The 19,659-nt window shown below is 34.0% G+C and carries 18 protein-coding genes; 4 read left to right on the top strand and 14 right to left on the bottom strand.

Features of this window, described 5'->3' with window-relative positions:
• Entirely contained in the window at positions 1–819 is an 819-nt protein-coding gene (locus tag BV60_RS0117255; protein WP_029323733.1) for a helix-turn-helix domain-containing protein, read from the top strand.
• Between the two features lie 3 nt (positions 820–822).
• Here the strand turns inward: BV60_RS0117255 and BV60_RS0117250 are convergent, their stop codons facing one another.
• From BV60_RS0117250 to BV60_RS0117230, 5 genes are all read right to left on the bottom strand, one after another.
• A complete protein-coding gene (locus tag BV60_RS0117250) occupies positions 823–1,527 on the bottom strand; it encodes a 5'-methylthioadenosine/adenosylhomocysteine nucleosidase (protein WP_029323731.1) in 705 nt (234 codons plus the stop codon).
• A 125-nt stretch (positions 1,528–1,652) separates the two neighbouring features.
• Complete coding sequence (locus BV60_RS0117245; RefSeq protein WP_035777305.1) at positions 1,653–2,177, bottom strand: S-ribosylhomocysteine lyase; 525 nt, start codon at positions 2,175–2,177, stop codon at positions 1,653–1,655.
• Positions 2,178–2,296: 119 nt separating this feature from the next.
• A complete protein-coding gene (locus tag BV60_RS24540) occupies positions 2,297–2,452 on the bottom strand; it encodes a hypothetical protein (protein WP_081846739.1) in 156 nt (51 codons plus the stop codon).
• Positions 2,449–2,574: a hypothetical protein gene (locus BV60_RS24055; protein WP_255358134.1), complete on the bottom strand. Its 126-nt coding sequence runs from the start codon at positions 2,572–2,574 to the stop codon at positions 2,449–2,451. Before BV60_RS24055 ends, BV60_RS24540 begins: the two co-directional genes overlap by 4 nt.
• Positions 2,575–2,773: 199 nt before the next feature.
• Entirely contained in the window at positions 2,774–3,316 is a 543-nt protein-coding gene (locus BV60_RS0117230; protein ID WP_029323727.1) for an NADH peroxidase, read from the bottom strand.
• A gap of 266 nt (positions 3,317–3,582) precedes the next feature.
• Between BV60_RS0117230 and BV60_RS0117225 the strand changes: the two genes are divergently transcribed.
• Positions 3,583–4,440, top strand: coding sequence for a MurR/RpiR family transcriptional regulator (locus tag BV60_RS0117225; RefSeq protein ID WP_029323725.1), 858 nt, complete (start codon positions 3,583–3,585; stop codon positions 4,438–4,440).
• A 149-nt stretch (positions 4,441–4,589) separates the two neighbouring features.
• Here BV60_RS0117225 and BV60_RS0117220 read toward each other — a convergent pair whose 3' ends face one another.
• Positions 4,590–6,839, bottom strand: a complete 2,250-nt coding sequence (locus BV60_RS0117220; protein WP_029323723.1) for an ABC transporter substrate-binding protein — start codon at positions 6,837–6,839, stop codon at positions 4,590–4,592.
• A 162-nt stretch (positions 6,840–7,001) separates the two neighbouring features.
• Between BV60_RS0117220 and BV60_RS0117215 the strand changes: the two genes are divergently transcribed.
• Both BV60_RS0117215 and BV60_RS0117210 read left to right on the top strand, forming a co-directional pair.
• On the top strand, positions 7,002–8,519 hold the full coding sequence (locus BV60_RS0117215; protein ID WP_029323721.1) for an MBOAT family O-acyltransferase: 1,518 nt from the start codon (positions 7,002–7,004) through the stop codon (positions 8,517–8,519).
• Positions 8,520–8,541: 22 nt separating this feature from the next.
• Positions 8,542–9,633, top strand: a complete 1,092-nt coding sequence (locus BV60_RS0117210) for a hypothetical protein (protein WP_029323719.1) — start codon at positions 8,542–8,544, stop codon at positions 9,631–9,633.
• A 171-nt stretch (positions 9,634–9,804) separates the two neighbouring features.
• Here BV60_RS0117210 and BV60_RS0117205 read toward each other — a convergent pair whose 3' ends face one another.
• The 8 genes from BV60_RS0117205 to dnaN form a co-directional block, all read right to left on the bottom strand.
• Entirely contained in the window at positions 9,805–10,566 is a 762-nt protein-coding gene (locus BV60_RS0117205) for an exodeoxyribonuclease III (RefSeq protein ID WP_029323717.1), read from the bottom strand.
• Positions 10,567–10,600: 34 nt separating this feature from the next.
• Positions 10,601–10,810 (bottom strand): hypothetical protein, encoded by a 210-nt coding sequence (locus BV60_RS0117200; RefSeq protein WP_029323716.1) that lies wholly within the window; start codon positions 10,808–10,810, stop codon positions 10,601–10,603.
• Positions 10,811–10,944: 134 nt separating this feature from the next.
• Positions 10,945–12,393, bottom strand: a complete 1,449-nt coding sequence (locus BV60_RS22300) for a GGDEF domain-containing protein (protein ID WP_029323714.1) — start codon at positions 12,391–12,393, stop codon at positions 10,945–10,947.
• A gap of 5 nt (positions 12,394–12,398) precedes the next feature.
• The gene (gene gyrA / locus BV60_RS0117190) at positions 12,399–15,035 is read right to left on the bottom strand and encodes a DNA gyrase subunit A (protein ID WP_051656825.1); all 2,637 of its coding nucleotides are present in this window, start codon (positions 15,033–15,035) and stop codon (positions 12,399–12,401) included.
• Positions 15,036–15,048: 13 nt separating this feature from the next.
• Positions 15,049–16,986: a DNA topoisomerase (ATP-hydrolyzing) subunit B gene (gene gyrB, locus BV60_RS0117185; protein ID WP_029323710.1), complete on the bottom strand. Its 1,938-nt coding sequence runs from the start codon at positions 16,984–16,986 to the stop codon at positions 15,049–15,051.
• 10 nt (positions 16,987–16,996) lie between these two features.
• Entirely contained in the window at positions 16,997–18,097 is a 1,101-nt protein-coding gene (recF, locus tag BV60_RS0117180; RefSeq protein ID WP_029323709.1) for a DNA replication/repair protein RecF, read from the bottom strand.
• A complete protein-coding gene (locus BV60_RS0117175; protein ID WP_029323707.1) occupies positions 18,094–18,315 on the bottom strand; it encodes an RNA-binding S4 domain-containing protein in 222 nt (73 codons plus the stop codon). Before BV60_RS0117175 ends, recF begins: the two co-directional genes overlap by 4 nt.
• Before the next feature lie 5 nt (positions 18,316–18,320).
• On the bottom strand, positions 18,321–19,430 hold the full coding sequence (gene dnaN / locus BV60_RS0117170) for a DNA polymerase III subunit beta (protein ID WP_029323705.1): 1,110 nt from the start codon (positions 19,428–19,430) through the stop codon (positions 18,321–18,323).
• Positions 19,431–19,659 lie beyond the last annotated feature (229 nt).

Raw genomic sequence — 19,659 nt, 5'->3', positions numbered from 1 at the left:
ATGTTTAGAACAGATTACTGCGGATACAACTATCATAATCCTGACAGGGATATCATTTACAGACCGGAGGGAAGCGGAGATTATTTATTCCTATACCTCTTATCTCCCATGGTTTTCTTTTTTCCCTGCGACGACAAACATCAGATTTCTAATTCTGATGTAATTACAAGAGATCGGAAAAAACTGATAAAAAAAGTAAGCTCTCCCGGAGATTGTATTCTTTTTACACCGGGAAAGCTTCAATATTATCAGGCCTTAAATACCTTTTCCAATTCCTTTGTCCATTTTACCTGTGAGCCGGATGAAATTCAGGGACTTCAGATACCTATGAATACGCTTTTCAGACCATCCTCAGATGAAATGATTGTTGATGTTCTAAGGCGTATTCAATTCGAATATCTTTCCAAACAGCAAAGAAGAGAGCGAATGATAGATTTACTTATAAAAGAACTCCTTATTGCTGTTGAAAGAAGTCTAAGCGGTATTGCTGAACAGAATCAACAAACCGAATTATATTCTTTTCTCTCTGCCTTCAGAGTAAATATGCTCCAAAGATGCTCTGAAGAATGGAATATAAAAAAAATCTGCAAGGAAACACACCTGGGACGAAGTCAGTTATACCACTACTATCGAGCCTTCTTTTATACAAGTCCTAAAGATGATCTTATTTGTGCCAGAATTGATAAAGCAAAGCATCTACTTACAAATAAGGAGCTTCGTATATCGGATGTAGCAATACAATGCGGATTTACAAATATTTACCATTTTAACAGATACTTTAAGCGAGAGGTCGGATGTACTCCAGGTCAGTACAGATAAATATTATTCTATGTTTTTTATAAATGCCTCTGTAAGTGCTGCACAATCCCTTGCTGCCTTCTTCTCGAATTCAGGATAATCCATAATATCACTTCCATCAGCTTTATCCGAAATAGCGCGAAGAATGACAAATGGAATTTCATTAAGAAAGCACGCCTGTGCGATTCCGCAGCCTTCCATTTCTGTACAAAGACCGTCAAATTCTTTCTTTATTTTATCTTTTACAGAATTCTCCGAAATGAACTGATCTCCGGAACATACTCTTCCGTCCCACAGCTTTCCTGAAATTTTTGCAGTATCAGCTGCCTTCTTTATCATTTCAATCATCCACTTGTCGGCAGGAAATTCAAGTCTTCCTGTCTGAGGAATCTCACCCTTCTTATAACCAAAAACAGTGGCATCTACGTCATGATAAACTGCATCTGTTGATACAACAAAATCACCTATATCAATCTTTGCATCCAATGAACCTGCAGCACCGGTATTAATAATATGAGTAACCTCAAAATCATCTACCAGAATCTGCACGCAAAGTGCTGCATTTACTTTGCATATTCCACTCTTTACCACTACTACATCAGTATTTCCAAGAGTTCCTTCATTGAATTCCATTCCTGCTTTTGACAATATTCTTGAGATTGTTATCTCTTTCTTTAGACTATCAACCTCAATTTCCATAGCTCCGATTATTCCGATTTTTCTTTTCATTTCTTAGCCTCAACTTTATTTTTGAAATTTATGACTTCTTTAAACGCAAAAATGAAAATTTCGTTCCAGAGTTCTGCGTTCCTCAGGATACGCTCTTTACAAAGCAAGGAGCTAGTCCTATATGATTATGAATCGAAGAACTCACGGCCATCATCCGTAACCAGTCTATCAGATTTGGGATATTCGAAAATAGCCTGATTATCAGCATTCTTTTCAAGATAATCTGCAAACTTTTCAGCATGCCACTTTGCAAGCCAAAGATTGTGCATGAGATAGTTTCCGCAATTTTCCTCATTTGATCCGGGAACACTGTCTGCATCTGCTACTGATTTAAAAGCTCTAAGAAGAAGATCATGTATTTCCTTAGGAGCACGGTTTCCTTTTAAAATAAGATAAAAACCTGTGAGGCATCCCATAGGTCCCCAGTATATTACCTCATTTTTCCAATCAGGATCATTTCTAAGAAATGTTGCTATTAAATGTTCAAGTGTATGCATTGCGGCTACATCTACTGCGGGTTCCCTATTAGGCTTTGTTACTCTTATATCATAGGTTGTAATTATATTTCCTCCGACCTCATCCTGTCTGCTGATGAAAATTCCGGGGATTATCTTTGTGTGATCAACTGAAAAACTAGGTATTAAATCCATTTTGTTCCTCCTAATATAATTATGTAAGGGTCAAAAACAAATTTTCCCTTACTGATGATATTCAGAGTTATTATATCAAATGCTCCGGAATTAGCCTACCATCGAGTTTTGATTTGGTTTTATTTTTTTATATTCAAAATTTTCATTCCCTGGTTATGGCAGATTCCGTCCAACCATCTAAAGAGTGAATCCGGGTCCTGTAGACTCTTAATGTTTTTGTAGGCCTCGATATATACAATCTGTGTCAGGTCCTGTGCATCTGATTCCTCCTTCATGATAGCCTTGGCACGGAAATAAACATGATTTTAAGTTGCAGAATATACTGCATTAAAGCCTTCTTCTTTCCCCCGGCCATATCCTCTATGGCCTTTTTTAGTTTTTCATCCATTATTTTCATATCTCCATTCATTTTGTAATATCGGAACTGCTCTTCTCCTTTCCCTGGTTCTACATATAAGTACCGGGAAAAGATGGAATGGTTTTATATTTTTAAAAATTTTTTCAAAAAAATAGGGTGCGGAAAAACCACACCCTACCATTCTATCATATGTTTTATGATTGTTAACGAAATACGCTTTTAATAGCTTTATATATTATTACTTAAAATATCTGTCAAGAAGTCCCTTGAAAGCTTTTCCGTGTCTTGCTTCGTCTCTGGCCATCTCATGAACAGTATCATGGATTGCGTCAAGATCAAGAGCCTTTGCTCTCTTAGCAAGATCAACCTTTCCTGCAGTAGCACCATTCTCGGCATCTACTCTCATCTCAAGATTCTTCTTGGTGGAATCTGTAAGAACCTCTCCCAAAAGTTCAGCAAACTTTGCAGCATGTTCTGCCTCTTCCCATGCAGCCTTTGCATAATAATCACCAACCTCAGGATACCCCTCTCTGTATGCCTGGCGGCTCATTGCAAGATACATACCAACCTCTGAACACTCACCGTTAAAGTTGGAACGAAGATCCTCTATTATGTCATCCGGAACACCCTTAGCTACTCCGACAACATGCTCAGCAGCCCATGTAAGTTCACCTTCCTGCTTTGAAAATTTCTCTGCAGGAGCATGACAAACAGGACACTCTGCCGGGGGCTGATCTCCTTCATGAACATATCCACAAACTGCACATACCCATTTCATAATAAAAATCTCCTTTCTTTCACGATGTCGGAATTAATTCCAAACATCACATAAACTTAATTCAAGTTAGCCAAAAATGTAATTGTAAAAGAAAATAATTATTTTACTGATATTTAGTATAACAAATAAATCTTATACATTTTATCGTTTATAAAATTTTAATAAATGTGTAAATATATTATTGTTATTTAATAATGTAATTACTGTATTTGCGATATACTATAGATGGTACATTACGTAATTCTCGTCTAAAGAAAATGGAGAAAAATATGTCACTATTAGAAGAAAGAATTAAGAGTGTATATCCTAATCTTACAAGAGAAGAGAAAAAAGCTGCGGATTACTGCTTAAAAAATGATTCCAGTATATATAATAATACTGTAGCAGAACTTGCCGAGGCCTCAGGAACTACTCAGGCTACCTGGAGTAGGTTTTCAAAGTCACTTGGATATTCCGGATTAAAGGGATTAAAGAGAGAAATTTTTTCAGATGCCAAAAAGGCTGAGAAGGCATCTCCTCATATAGAATTCAAGGATATAAATCAGTATACCTCTATGCAGGCAATTGCCGACAATATATGTGCAACCAGTTCTCAGGCAATTCAGACCACTTACAGGCTTTTTGATACCCAGTCCTTTGAAGGAGCTGTTGATGCAATTGTTTCGGCACGAATGATAAGAATATTTGGTGTTGGTAGCAGCTCACTTGCAGCATTTGATCTTTTTACCAAATTTCAGAGGCTTTCTTACAATGTTACATACAATCAGGATTTTCATAACAGTCTTATGAATGCTGCTCAGCTTCAGGAAGATGATGTGGCAATATTCTTATGTGATTCAGGCAGAACAGAGGAAATAATGCAGATATTAAAAATCGCAAATGACAGAAATTCAGAGACAATTGCGATTACAAAGCTTGGCAACAGTCCTCTTGCTCAGGGATGTAAACATGTTTTATTTACAACATCTCCCGAAATTGATAAAAAGAGTGGTGTTACCAGTTCAAGATTTGCTCAGCTTTTCCTCGTAGATACTCTTTACACCGCAGTTGCTAATAAAGATTTTGCAAATATAAGGCAGCACCTTCAAGATTCTTATGATCTTTTCCATGATATGGGATCATATTGATTATGTATAATTCAAACTTTTGATAAATGCTCTGTTAAACTTGATAATAACTATCTATAATCAAAAACCCTGTACAAATATATTCAGATTCTTATCATGCATATTTTGCAGTGATAGTGAAAATTCATATATTTATACAGGGCTTTTATTTATTCATTATTAAGATAGTTTTCTACCCTGTTCTGAATCTGGGTAGAGGCTTTTTCTGCTATTATTTCACCGTTAAAATATGACTTTGCGGATTCACTAATAATTCCTATCAGTTCAACATCCTGATGTCTTAATTTATCAATTCCACAGATAAAGTCTTTAAATTCTTCTGCTTCTGATCTTGATAGATGTGTAATATAAATCTCTTTATCGCCTATTACCGTTTTACTGCTTGTTGTTATCTTTTTTCCGTTCTCATCGATATAAAACTTTTCGTTTTGGGATTTTTCCATCAATTGATTAAAAGCAGTTTTGTTTACAGGAAATCCCCAATCAATACTGTACTGATATTCATCAAGTAAAAAGTATCTTATAAATTTCCAGGCAACATCCTTGTTTTTGCTTTGACTGCTTATAGCAAGCATCATTTCAGGATATATATATGAAGATCCTCCATCAATTGAAGGATATCCGTTAAATACAATATCCGTTCCGAAATATCCGTCTTTAATTACTTTATAATCCTCAAAGGATGTAATAAATACCGGAAGAAGTAATGCTTTATCATTCTTATAGCAGTCAGCATCTATTCTTGGTCCTTTACTGTCTTCAAGTCTTTTTATTTCCCTAAGATATATAAGTAAATTTATAAAATTGTAATTTGTAAAATCACATGTATTTTTCTCAAAGTCAATAAAGTCAAAGCCCGATGTTGTATAAAAATCATCTATCCCATCATAATAAATATCACCCATCATATACGGGACTTTTATACTATGTTTATTACATAAATTAACATAATTTGAGAGTGTTACCTTAGTGTCATTAAGAAAATTCTTTGATCCCACACAGGTATTAACTGAGAAAAACGGCATTATGACATAGTTTTTACCATTTCTTTTAACAAGCTCTCTCACATTATCAAGATATTTATCATTTATTATTTCTTTGTCATTTTCAATATAAGTATCAAGAGGTTCCAAGAGCCCTTTTGATATATATGAATCAATTGAAGAATACGAATTCAGGACCATAATATCAGGTGAATTTCCTGATTCAATATCCTCATTCATGGCTTTATAAACGGAATAATAGCTTGAATAACCTTCCTCTGAGTATTCCTTTACTCGTATAAGATATTTATCACTATTCTGATTGAAATCAATAATTCTCTTTTTTACATAGTCATCAGTAAAAGCTGTACCGATGGTTATAACTGTCTTGCCTTCCTCCTGAACATTTTTCTTTGTCATTAAAAATACCTTGGGAAGTCCGACTTTATAATCAACAATAAGTCTGTAATTATTCTCAGATGTCTCATTGAACATAATTGTATTGTCAGTATAGAAACCTGAATCAATGAAATTACAGATTTTATTCATGTCCTTATCACCATAATCAAATCCGTATACATATTTATCATCTACATAATAGAAATCATAAGTATATCCCGTAAATATGTTTTCAGAATTATATATTTCATTAGGTGCATTTCTTTTATTGGTAAAAGCCATCTTTTTAAAATCAAACTCAGAAAAAACATATTTCCATTTACTGTCTGTTTCACATACATATATTTTTCCATCATGAGATGTAAAAAATTTTCTGTCCTGATGTACATCATCATCATCTTTTACAGAGAGCTTATTTTCTTTTCCTGATAATTGATCATAAAAATAAAATCCGTTCTGTGAATAAATTAGAACTCCTTTATTTTTAACATAAACCATATCCTTAATATTTGCTGCGTGCTCAGTTTCCTGCAAAGAAGTAGCCCATATTTCATCTCCTGATGAAGAATACTTTACAAGCTTTGTTTTGCCTGCTTCCGAAAAAACAGTATCACTTATCGTATTATTTATTGCTATTTTGTCAGGATATGAAGTCCGTATTACATAAAAACTACCGGAATCACCGGTAACAAGAAAATCAAAATTTGTATTGTCAGATCCGATTAAAGTTTCCTCATACTTTAGTTCATCATTTTGAAGCCTTAATAAACTATAGTTGGTATGACCTTCACTATTTGATTTCTTAAGACAATACATTCCATCTTTGTCGTTGCTTATACATGTAAAATTTGAGCTTTCGGATATTGTAAATCCAAAATCAGAAAACTCATAAATTAAATCATCTTTATTTAGCTTTTCACTATTGTCTATATTTTTATTTTGTCCACATGAGCATATAAATACCACAAAAAATATGGAAATTAAGGCTACTATAGAATTTTTAAAAATCTTTATCATATCACTCTTCCAAAAAACCGAGTTCGAAGTTACTTGCATGATAAAATAGAAGACACCGAATATCAATTAAAAAGTACCAATAAATGCAAAAATAAAGAAAATCTTAAGAATTATGATTTAATCTGTTTTGACCTTTTTTTATTAGCATCTTATAATTGAGACATGTCATTTAATTCATTTTCATTCATCTTAATATATTTGCCCATAGTTCTTTTTTTATGGCATGGGCTTAATCATCTAAAAAAATGGAAGCTGGCAGATATTACACTCATTGCCGCTTCTTTGGTTTTGTATGGCCTTTTTTCATACACATTTGTTTTGATTCTTTTATCTTCATGCTTTATAAATTTTCTTTTATCAAAATACATAAAAAGAAAGCATATACTTTTTTTCGGTGTTTTTCTAAACCTTTTACTTTTGGGATATTTTAAGTACACCAATTTTTTTATTTCTAATATATCAGCTTTATTAGGTAAATCTTTTTGCGAACTTCAAATAATCATGCCTGTAGGTATAAGCTTTTTTGTTTTTTCACAGATTGCCTTTTTAATTGATACGCACAATGAATGTAACGGAAATATAAAGGAAGAAGAAAAATTATCATCTGTAAGTCTTACCGAATATTTATTGTACATAACCTATTTTCCAAAAATAGTTCAGGGTCCTATTGCTCTTCCCTACGAAATCATTTCTAAGTTCAGAAATAAAAATAATAGAATATTAAATTCTATTTATTTTAGAAAAGGAATAGAATTATTTGTCATTGGTCTTTCCAAGAAAGTTCTCCTTGGAGATAATCTTGCAAAAATTGCTGACTATGGTTTTAAGTACACATATTATATGGATACTCTTACAGGTGCACTCGTACTTGTTTCTTATGCTTTACAGCTTTATTTTGATTTTTCAGGTTACTGTGATATGGCAGAAGGTGTCAGTCTAATGTTTGGAATAGAACTTCCAATCAATTTTAATTCTCCTTATAAAGCCACCAGTATAAGAAATTTGTGGCAAAGATGGCACATGACACTTACACGCTTTTTTGTCAGATATGTTTATATACCTCTTGGTGGTTCACACAAAGGAGGAATAAGAACAGCAATAAATGTAATTATTATTTTTATATTAAGTGGCTTCTGGCATGGTGCAGGCTGGACATATATATGTTGGGGACTGATCATGGGAATAATGGTTGTTTTTGATAATCTCGGTATCATGGCTACTTCCGGGGATTTGAAAAAACACTATCTGCTTAGGGATAAACCCTTATTTGTAATCCCTGTCCTTGCAGGAAGATTTTTAACTTTTTGTATGTTCCTTCTATCACTTATATTTTTCAGATCACAGAATCTTACCTATGCTATCCAGTTCATTAAACAATTAGGTATATTCACCTGGCCAGGATTTATGTATAAAACTGCAGCAAATCTTGATATATCTGAAAACTATCTACTTATTACAGCAACCAATCTTTTTGCTAAAAACATGATAAACGTGGTTTACGTAGTAAGCTGGCTAGTATTACTTTTTATATCTTTCATTGTAATATGCAGTAAAAATGCTCATGAAATAGTAGAAAAAGGTAATCCTTCACGTAAGTTTACATTACTTTTGATAATACTATTTACATGGTCATTTATATCTTTATCCCAGGTAAGCACATTTATTTATTTTCAGTTCTGATTTTTTTGTAAAGAGGCTTTGATTGAATAAAAATAATTCTTTTATTAAAAATTTTATAACCGGTACACTTATAATTCTTTTTCTTATAGGTATAATTGTGTTTCTGATAGATCCGTTTTTCCATTATCATAAACCATGGTTCGGTTTGAAAGCCGTTCTAAATGATAAGGAATATCAATGTATAGGGACATTAAGGAATTTTGATTATGATGCCGTTATAGTTGGTTCCTCTGTTGCTGAAAACAACGACAACAGCTGGTACGATAATGCTTTTGATTGTAAAACAATAAAGGCTATCCGTTCCTATGGGGCTACTGCTGATCTTTGTTATCTCCTAAATGAAGCTTATTCCTCCGGAAACACTATCAGAAAGGTTTTCTATAATATTGATCCATCATCACTTAATGCAAGTACTGAACCAACTTTTAAATCTACAGGATGTCCAATGTATCTGTATGATAAAAATCCTTTAAACGACATTCAATATCTCTACAATAAAGGAGTATTGTTTGAGAAAATTCCTTATATGATAGTTAATTCATATATTGTGGATTATGATGAAAATCTTTCCTACAGTTGGGCTAAGTGGAAAACATTTAATAAAGAATCTTCACTTGGATTGTATTTCAGACCACGCACCGTTAAGAAAATGATGAATGAAAATATCTATGATGATAAGCTTTCAGTTAATATTGAAATTCTGACAGATGTTGTCAAAATGCACCCTGAAACAGATTTTTATTTTTTCTATCCTGCATATTCCATGTTATGGTGGGACGGAATCTACAGAACCGGTGAAAGAGATGCTTTTATTCATTGTGAAAAGGAAATGACAAAAGCTCTTTTATCTTTTGATAATGTAAAAATTTTTTGTTTTCAAAATGAGCCTGAAGTAATATCAAATCTTGATAATTATATGGATTCAATACACTTTTCACCGGAAATTAACAAGCTAATGCTTGATCAGATGATATCAGGTGAATATAGAATGACAAATGAAAATTATGAAGAAATATTAGACGGCATGAAAATCTATTCAGATAAGATTGTTAATGAACTTATTATCCCTTATGAAAAAGACAATCTGATACAATATGAACAAGTTGATGAGTAATCCATTATAATATTATCAATCGGATTATTAAATAACTTTATCTGGAGAAATTCTTTATCTGTATATATAATATTGCTCTATTGATATTTATTATTTTAATGAAACCAAAAGCTTAAAAATCCCTTATCTTTATTGATAAGGGATTTTGCTTACTTACTTTTAAAAAACAGATTACTTAAGTATTAATCCAACAGGACAGTGATCAGATCCCATTTGATCTTTATATATTACAGCATCCTCAAGTCTGTCTTCCAATTCTTTTGATGTTACAAAATAGTCAATACGCCATCCTGCATTTTTGGCTCTTGCCTGAAATCTATAAGACCACCATGAATAAGCACCTTCCAGATCAGGATAAAAATATCTGAATGTATCTATAAGTCCGGAATTGACAACATTGTCAAATTTTCCTCTTTCCTCATCTGTAAAGCCTGCATGTCCACGATTAGGCTTTGGATTTTTCAAATCTATTTCCTTATGAGCTACATTAAGATCTCCACAGTATATTACAGGCTTAGATTTTTCAAGTTTCTTTACATAATCTAAAAAATCATCTTCCCATACACATCTGTATTGTAGTCTTGAAAGATCGTCCTTTGCATTAGGAACATACACTGTAATTAAATAATAATCAGCATATTCTGCAGTAATAACTCTTCCTTCTTTGTCATGTTCTTCTATTCCAAGACCATATGTAACGTTAATCGGTTCTTCCTTTGAAAATAATGCAGTTCCTGAATATCCTTTTTTTTCAGCATAATTCCAATATTGATGATAACCCTGAATATCAATATCAATTTGACCAGCCTGAAGCTTTGTCTCTTGCAAACCTATAACATCAGGTTGTTCACTATCCATAAATTTTTGGAATTCGCCCTTTGAAACACATGCACGTAATCCGTTTACATTCCAGGAAACCAGTTTTATTGACATAATATTTCCTCTATACGAATAATTTTATAAAGTTTTATTTACCCATTGAAGCTATAAGAGCATCAATTTCAGCTTGACTAAGCATTTTTCCACTATCAGCCGGATTAGGTGCAGCTGCTGCAGGTGTGGAAGCCGCAGGTACCTGAACACTGAATCCTCCACTACCCTGTTGTGATGATTTTCCCATTATACTGGCAAGTAATGCCTGCTGTTCAGGATCAAGTCCGTTTGCATCAATTCCCATTCTTTGTCCTCAATAAATTAAATGTAAACGATATTTTATTATGCACATTTTAGCTTTTTTTTTCTGATTTCACAACCACTAAAATTCTAAAAATACCCTAAATAAATATTTACAATAATATCACTTTTATTTAATTATCCCAGTGTTTCCATTCTTCTCATATTCTTAAGATTATCATCGGTTTCTTTAAGCATCTCCCTAAGTGATAAACTTTCTTCATAATCAAATTCACATATTGAGTAAATGAGATGATTCAAATATTTTGTATTTTCCATTAGAAGCTTATTATTCTGTCTGGCCATCTCTATTCTAAGTTCTTCAGCCTTATCCTCTTCATCTGTAACTTCTATTACAGCAAATTCGTCTCCTCTTATCCTTCCGCACACGCTGTTCTCACCAAATACTTCACTTAAAATATCAGCTACCCTGCAAACAGCATGATCACCTTCATCATGTCCATGAATTGCATTAATATTTTTTAATGATTCCATGTCAATATATGCAACTACAGCATATTTTCCATTTTTAAAACTCATCTTCAAAAGGTCATATGCTTTTGCAAAAAAACCGCTCCTGTTCGGAAGCTTTGTAAGATAATCCTCATCGCCTATATGATCCAAAACAGATCCATCTCTTGCAATTTCTTCCTGACACTGTAAAAGCTCCTCTTCAGTATCAACAAGACATTTTTTCAGAAAATTGATTCTAATACCACACAGAACAATACTTGTCATAAGGTCATCAAAATCACCGATTCTAACACTTTCATCAAATCCCATGATAAAGAATCCGTACTGTTCTTCTCCTCTGAAAACATTACGTATTATTTTTGTTCCTTTTATCTCAGATAAATCAAATATGTCACTTGTATCCATATATTTGACTTTATCTATTTTTTCCGCCTTACCTTCATGTATGGTTATTATTCTTTTACTGTGTTTTGGAACCTGCCATCCCTTTTTTATTGAGCATAGCTGTGGTCTCTCAAGTAAAAATAATTCGAAATCTTTAAATCCCGCATTGGTAATCTTACTGAGTATGAAATCATAGTTATCCTTTGTATAACTGCATTGAGATGCAAATTCGAATAAAGCGGATGTTTTTCTGATTGCATTTAATGCAGCCTCAGCAGAAAACTCTTTTAAGACCTGCTTTCTTGATTTTACTGTATTCCCGGATATTTTCTTTAAAATCTGTTCAATAGCAAGAAATCCTATTTCAAAGTCAGAGTCGTTTTTATCATATTCAACTCTGTCAAATCCCTCCATATCAGAAAGAACAAGCATAGGTTTTTTACCGAATTGATTAAGAAATGATTCCTTTTTTAATATCTTGGCTTCTTTCCCTATACGCTCAATATCTATAACAAGACCATCAAAGCCTGCCTCGTATATATAATCATATACAGCCTGATATTGATATTCATAGGGCTTATCATCATGGAAGTTTTGGTCAGTAATGATTTTTTTTCCGGGAAAAATCACAAGTTCAACACCTAAGTCTCTGGCAGCTATATCTGCTCCGAGACATAAGTCGCACACTTTTTTTTCTTTAAATTCGGTAATTAAAAGCCCAACTCTCATAAGATTTACTCTTCATCTGTATTTTCATTGTTATCGTCAAAGGTATCTGTATTATCATCGAAATTATCCTCAATTTCCACACCTTCATCTTCAGGTATTTCTACCATGGCATCTTCGATGTTCTCAAATTCCTCATCACCATTAGAAATCTTTTCGCGTACTTTTGCTATTGCTACTACACTGACACCTTTGTCAAGATTGATCATCTTAACACCTGATGTGACTCTTCCGTGTATAGTAATTTCTTCCATTCTAAGCTGAATGAGTATTCCGCTGTCTGTGATCATCATTATCTCATGTTCATCCTTAACAGCTTTGACACCTATAACATTTCCGGTCTTCTCTGTTATCTTGTAACATTTTACTCCCTTACCGCCTCTAAGCTGGATATGGAATTCTTCTAGATTTGTTCTCTTTCCGAATCCTTTCTCGGAAACAATAAGAAGTGAATCACCCTGTGAATTAAGCTGCATTCCTACAACATCATCCTGATCACCGAGCATTATACCCCTTACACCCATTGATGATCTTCCTGTAGGTCTTACATCTGTTTCCTTAAATCTGATACACATTCCGTTCTTAGTTACAAGGAATATCTCTGAATCCGATTTAGTAGTCTTAACTTCAATCAGCTCATCGTCATCATCAAGATTGATTGCAGTAAGTCCGTTCTTCCTTACATTGGCAAATTCCATTATAGGAGTTTTCTTAACAGTTCCCTTTCTTGTTACCATGAAAAGGTTCTTTTCTTCTGTGTATTCCTTAATCGGTATTGTTGCCGTTATTTTTTCATCAGGAGAAAGCTGCAGCAGATTTACAATTGCAGTTCCCCTTGAAGTTCTTGATGCTTCCGGAATCTGATAAGCCTTTAATCTGTATGCTCTTCCTTTGTTTGTAAAGAACATAATATAGTTATGAGTTGTAGTCATAAGGAGGTCTTCCACATAATCATTTTCTATAGTGGAAATACCCTTTATTCCTTTACCTCCGCGATTCTGTGCCCTGAAATTATCAATAGACATACGCTTTATGTAACCAACGTTTGTCATTGCAATAACAGTATTAACATTTGGAATCATATCCTCAATGTTAATATCTGAATCGTCGTGTCCGATCTGTGTTTTACGATCATCACCATATTTATCGGAAATCTCGGAAATTTCTTTTCTGATAACACCGAGAAGTACCTTTTTATCTGATAAAATAAGCTTTAATTCTTCGATTCTCTTTAATAGTTCGGCATGCTCCTGCTCAAGCTTGTCTCTTTCCAAACCTGTCAGAGTACGAAGACGCATATCTACGATTGCCTGCGCCTGAACATCAGATAATCCAAAACGTTCCATTAACTGTTCTTTTGCTATCTGAACAGTAGAACTTCCTCTTATGATCCTTATTACTTCATCAATATTATCAAGAGCAATAAGTAATCCTTCTACAATATGATTTCTTTCTTCAGCTTTGTTAAGATCATATTGTGTTCTTCTTGTCACTACATCTTCCTGATGAACGATGTAGTGATGAAGCATATCAACAAGTCCTAATACCTTAGGTTCATTATTAACCAAAGAAAGCATAATGATACCAAAGGAATCCTGTAACTGAGTATGCTTAAACAGACGATTAAGCATTACATTAGCATTAACATCATGTCTGAGTTCAATGACAATTCTCATACCTTCTCTGTCGGACTCATCACGAAGCGCTGTAATTCCATCAAGTTTCTTAAGCTTTACATATTCTGCTATCTTTGAAATAAGATTTGCCTTATTAACAAGATACGGAAGCTCAGTAACAATAATACGACTTTTTCCGTTAGGCATTGTCTCAATATCTGTAACAGCACGAACAATAACCTTACCTCTTCCTGTTCTGTATGCTTCTTCTGCTCCTCTAGTACCGAGGATAATACCACCAGTAGGAAAATCAGGTGCTTTAACTATAGGCAACAGTTCCTCAATATCTGTTTCCCTATCTTCATTTACTTTATTATCTATCATTTTTATGACAGCAGAAATAACCTCTCTCAGATTATGAGGAGGAATATTTGTAGCCATTCCGACAGCTATACCTGTTGTTCCGTTTACAAGAAGATTTGGAAATCTTGAAGGAAGAACTGTAGGTTCTTTTTCGGTTTCATCAAAGTTAGGAGAAAAATCAACTGTATCCTTGTTGATATCAGCTGTCATCTCCATGGAAATTTTGGTAAGTCTTGCCTCAGTGTATCGCATTGCGGCAGCGCCATCACCATCCACTGAGCCAAAGTTACCGTGTCCGTCAACAAGACAATATCTCATTGACCAGGGCTGAGCCATATTTACCAAAGCTCCGTATATAGAACTATCACCATGGGGATGGAATTTACCCATAGTATCACCTACGATACGTGCACATTTACGATGCGGCTTATCAGGTCCGTTATTCAATTCTATCATTGAATACAAAATTCTTCTCTGAACCGGTTTTAATCCGTCTCTTACATCAGGAAGTGCACGAGAAGCTATAACACTCATCGCATAATCGATGTAATCAGCTTCCATGGTTTTTTGAAGGTCAACCTCTTTAATCCTGTCAGTGGTTACCTGATCAAAAATATCATCGGCTAAATCTTCACCATTGTTATTGTTATTATTGTTATCAGCCATCTTTTCCCCTTAATTATATATCCAGGTTTTTAACAAACTTAGCATTTTTCTCGATAAATTCACGTCTTGGTTCTACCTTATCACCCATAAGTGTTGTAAACGTAACATCTATATCTGACTCTGCTTCTTCATCTATGTTTACTCTAAGGAGTACTCTTCTGTCAGGATCCATTGTAGTTTCCCAAAGCTGTTCAGGATCCATCTCTCCAAGTCCCTTATAACGCTGAATCTTATTATTTTGGTCACGTCCTACATCATTAAGGATCTTATTAAGTTCATCATCACTATATGCATACCAGACCTTTTTGTTTTTCTCCAATTTATAAAGCGGAGGCTGTGCAAGATATACATGTCCGGTCTTTATAAGTTCAGGCATGAATCTGTAAAGGAATGTGAGCATTAGTGTTGCTATATGAGCACCGTCAACATCGGCATCAGTCATTATGATGATTTTATTGTAACGAAGCTTTTCAATATCAAAATCATCATGTATTCCTGTTCCAAAGGCAGTTATCATTGCCTTAATTTCAGCATTTCCGTATATCTTGTCAATTCTGGCTTTTTCAACATTAAGAATTTTTCCTCTAAGTGGAAGAATAGCCTGTGTAGCACGAGATCTTGCTGTCTTTGCTGATCCACCGGCGGAATCACCCTCAACAATGAATATTTCACAATTTTTAGGATCTTTATCAGAACAATCCGCAAGCTTTCCGGGAAGTCCGAGTCCATCAAGCGCAGATTTTCTTCTTGTCAAATCTCTTGCTTTTCTTGCAGCATCCCTTGCATGCTGAGCAAGGATTGCTTTTTCAAGAATAACCTTTGCTACCTGAGGATTCTGTTCAAGGAAATATGTAAGCTGCTCTGATACTACACTATTAACAGCTCCTCTTGCTTCACTATTACCAAGCTTTTGCTTAGTCTGACCTTCAAATTGAGGATCTTCTATCTTTACACTGATAATTGAGGTAAGTCCCTCTCTTATATCATCACCTGTAAGATTATCCTCATTATCCTTTAACATCTTTTTTTCACGTGCATAGTCATTAAAGGTCTTTGTGAGCGCAGCCTTAAATCCCTCAAGATGTGTACCACCTTCAGGAGTATTAATATTATTTACAAAAGTGTAAGTACTCTCGTTAAATGAATCATTATGCTGAAGTGAGACTTCAACCTGTACATTATTCTTGTTTCCTTCAAAGTACATAATCTGATCATAAAGTACTGTTTTACTCTTATTCAAATATTGGACAAATTCCTTAATACCTCCTTCGTAGTGGAAGGTCTGTTCAACGGGTTCTTCCCCTTCCTCAACACGGTAATCTCTTAAGGTAATTTTCAGTCCCTTTGTAAGGAAAGCCATTTCTCTTAGACGCTGTTTTAATATATTGTAATCAAAAACAGTTGTCTCTTTGAAAATCAAAGCATCGGGTTTAAAGTATACTTTTGTTCCTGAAGTAATAGCATCTGTTGTACCGACTACTTTGAGAGGATAACATACTTTTCCTCTTTCATAGCGCTGTTGATAAATCTTTCCTTCTCTCACAACCTGAACTTCCAACCATTCAGAGAGAGCATTAACAACTGATGCTCCAACGCCATGAAGTCCTCCGGATACCTTGTATCCTCCACCGCCAAACTTTCCACCTGCGTGAAGAATCGTAAATACTACCTCAACACCGGTAAGACCTGATTTATGGTTAACATCTACGGGAATTCCTCTTCCGTTATCCATTACAGTAATAGTATTATCAGCATTAATATTAACTTCTATGTGATCACAAAATCCTGCCAATGCTTCATCAACAGAGTTATCAACTATCTCATACACCAGGTGATGAAGTCCTCTTGCAGCCGTAGTACCGATATACATTCCCGGTCTCTTTCTTACTGCCTCAAGTCCTTCAAGAATCTGTATTTGATCCGCACCGTAATTATTTTCAACGTTACTCATTATTTTCCTCTTATTCTTCAGGTATACTTCCGTTTACAACCTTGAAAACCTTATTAATTTCAAAACGATTATTAACAAATTCATCAAGACCGGTACATGTAATAATTGTTTGTATGTCACCGATCGTATTAAGCAGATAATTCTGTCTGTTACTGTCAAGTTCAGATAAAACATCATCCAACAACAATACCGGATTTTCTTTTTTTGATTTTTTCACGATTTCAATTTCCGATAACTTTAGCGATAATGATGCAGTTCTTTGTTGTCCCTGTGATCCGTATTTTCTTATGTCTATCTCATCCGGAACATTTTGAGTACATACATTGAAAGAAAAATCATCCTTATGAGGCCCAACAGTAGTCTGTTTTAAATAAATATCTTTCTGCCTGCTGTTTCTAAGCTTTTCCTCATATTCATCAACTGTGACATTAGGCTCATAATATATCCTGAGCTTTTCTCTTTCACCTGTTAGCTTGTTATGTATTGGATCAACTATCTCGCAGAGATCCTTTATAAATTTATCGCGGGATTTAATAATAACTGATCCATATTCAAGAAGCTGCTTATCCTGAACATCCAATAGAACACTATTTTCAGGATGTTCAAACATATCTTTTAAAACTTTATTTCTCTCAGTGATCAGTTTGTTGTATTTTGAAAGGTTCTCTAAATAAATTTGATCCAGCTGACAAAGCTCCATATCCATGAATCTTCGTCTCTCTGCCGGACCATCTTTAATAATACTAAGATCCTCTGGTGAAAAAAATACAACATTACATCTTCCTACAAGATCTGAAGCTTTTCTAATCTTCTGACCGTCAATTGCAATTCCTTTGGATTTACTTTTTCTAAGGTGCATATCTACACGATATTCTGCACCATCTCTTTCGATTATTGTTCTGATATGTCCCTCTTCTTTACCAAAGGAAATAATTTCTTTATCCTTACTTCCTTTGTGGGACTTAGTAGTAGCAGCAAGATAAATAGCCTCAAGAATGTTGGTTTTTCCTTGGGCATTGTCACCATAAAGAATGTTGGTTCCACTGCTGAATTCTATTTTTAAATTTTTATAATTTCTAAAATCTGCAAGTTCTAATGACTTAATTATCATTTCGTTATTTGTACCTGAATGCCTTCGTATTCGATAGTATCTCCGCTGTAAAGTTTACGCCCTCTTCTGGTTTCCACCTCCCCGTTAACTTTAACAAGACCATCCTGAATATCTACCTTGGCATCTACTCCTGATTCTTCAAGTCCTGCTTTTTTCATAGCCTGTCCAAGCTTGATAAAATCATCGCCTTCTCTTAAATTGATTGTAATATTTTCCATTTTTCTCAGCTCACTGTTGTAAAGTTTATGGGAAGTACAAGGTAAATATAGTTAGAATCCTTGTCTCTTATGAAACACGGTGCCTTTGGATTTACCATATAAATATCAATATTTTCATCCTCAATAACACGAAGTGCATCAATAAGGAACTTGGGATTGAAACCTATTATCAAATCCTTTCCCTGTTTTTCTATTTCAATCTCTTCATCCATACTTCCTATGGTTGAATTGATCTTCAATTCCATTTTTTCATCATTTATCGAAATAATTACAGGCTTTTTATCGCCTTCTTTAACAAGAAGAGTTGCTCTGTCTATACAATCAAGCATCTCTTTTCTTGAAATTGTCATTTTTGTCTCATAATCACTTGAGAGCATTTGATCAATATTAAAGTATTCACCCTCTAAAAGTCTTGATACAACTATAGTTTTATCGAACTCAAAGAGTATATGCTTATCTGTAAAGAAAATATCTACATTATTCTCGGTACTGTCTGTGATAATTTTGCTTATATCAGACAATGTTTTTCCGGGAACAACTACCTTCTTAGGTTCATATGAATTTTGAAGCTTAACTTTTCTGATTGAAATTCTGTGTCCATCAAGAGATACAAGCTTTAAAACATCCTGATTGATTTCAAAAAGCTCGCCACTCATCATCTTATTAGCATCATTTTCTGCAATAGAAAAGATAGTCTGCTGTATTACATTTTTCAATGTATACTGAGAAACTGTAATTCCATCTATCCTTTCAATAATTGGAAGATATGTAAAATCATCTGCATTTCTTCCTACAATACTGAATTTTGCCTTCTCACAGGTAATACTTACTTTTCCGTTTGAATCAGAATCAATTGTTACATCACTGTCAGGAAGTTTTCTTATAATATCAAAGAATATCTTCGCATCAATTGCAATATATCCTCTCTCTAAAATATTGCCTTCAATCTCGGTTTGTATTCCAAGTTCCATATCATTAGCAATAAATTTTATGACACCTTCGGTAGCATCTATTAGAATGCATTCCAATATAGACATAGTTGTCTTATTAGGAACAGCCTTAGATACTATCTGTAATCCGGCAATAAGATTTGATTTTGAACAAACAAATTTCATGAATGAAAAAACTCCCTCCGGCGATAATGTGGTTTTACACAAAGCGCCATATATAAATAAATTAATTATTTTAGTAATAAATAGTAATAATAGTTGTAGATTTGTGGAAATCCTTATCTATTATACAATTTATCTGGCTTATTTACAAATTTTTAATAGTTGATAAATAAAAATTTAATGTTGAAAAGCTAAATGTTACACACGAGGCAAATTTCGCGATTTAAGGCTA

It is taken from the genome of Butyrivibrio sp. AE3004 (genome assembly GCF_000703165.1).
In the GTDB taxonomy this organism is placed as follows: Bacteria; Bacillota; Clostridia; order Lachnospirales; family Lachnospiraceae; genus Butyrivibrio.
This window is presented reverse-complemented; position numbering and strand designations above follow the sequence as displayed.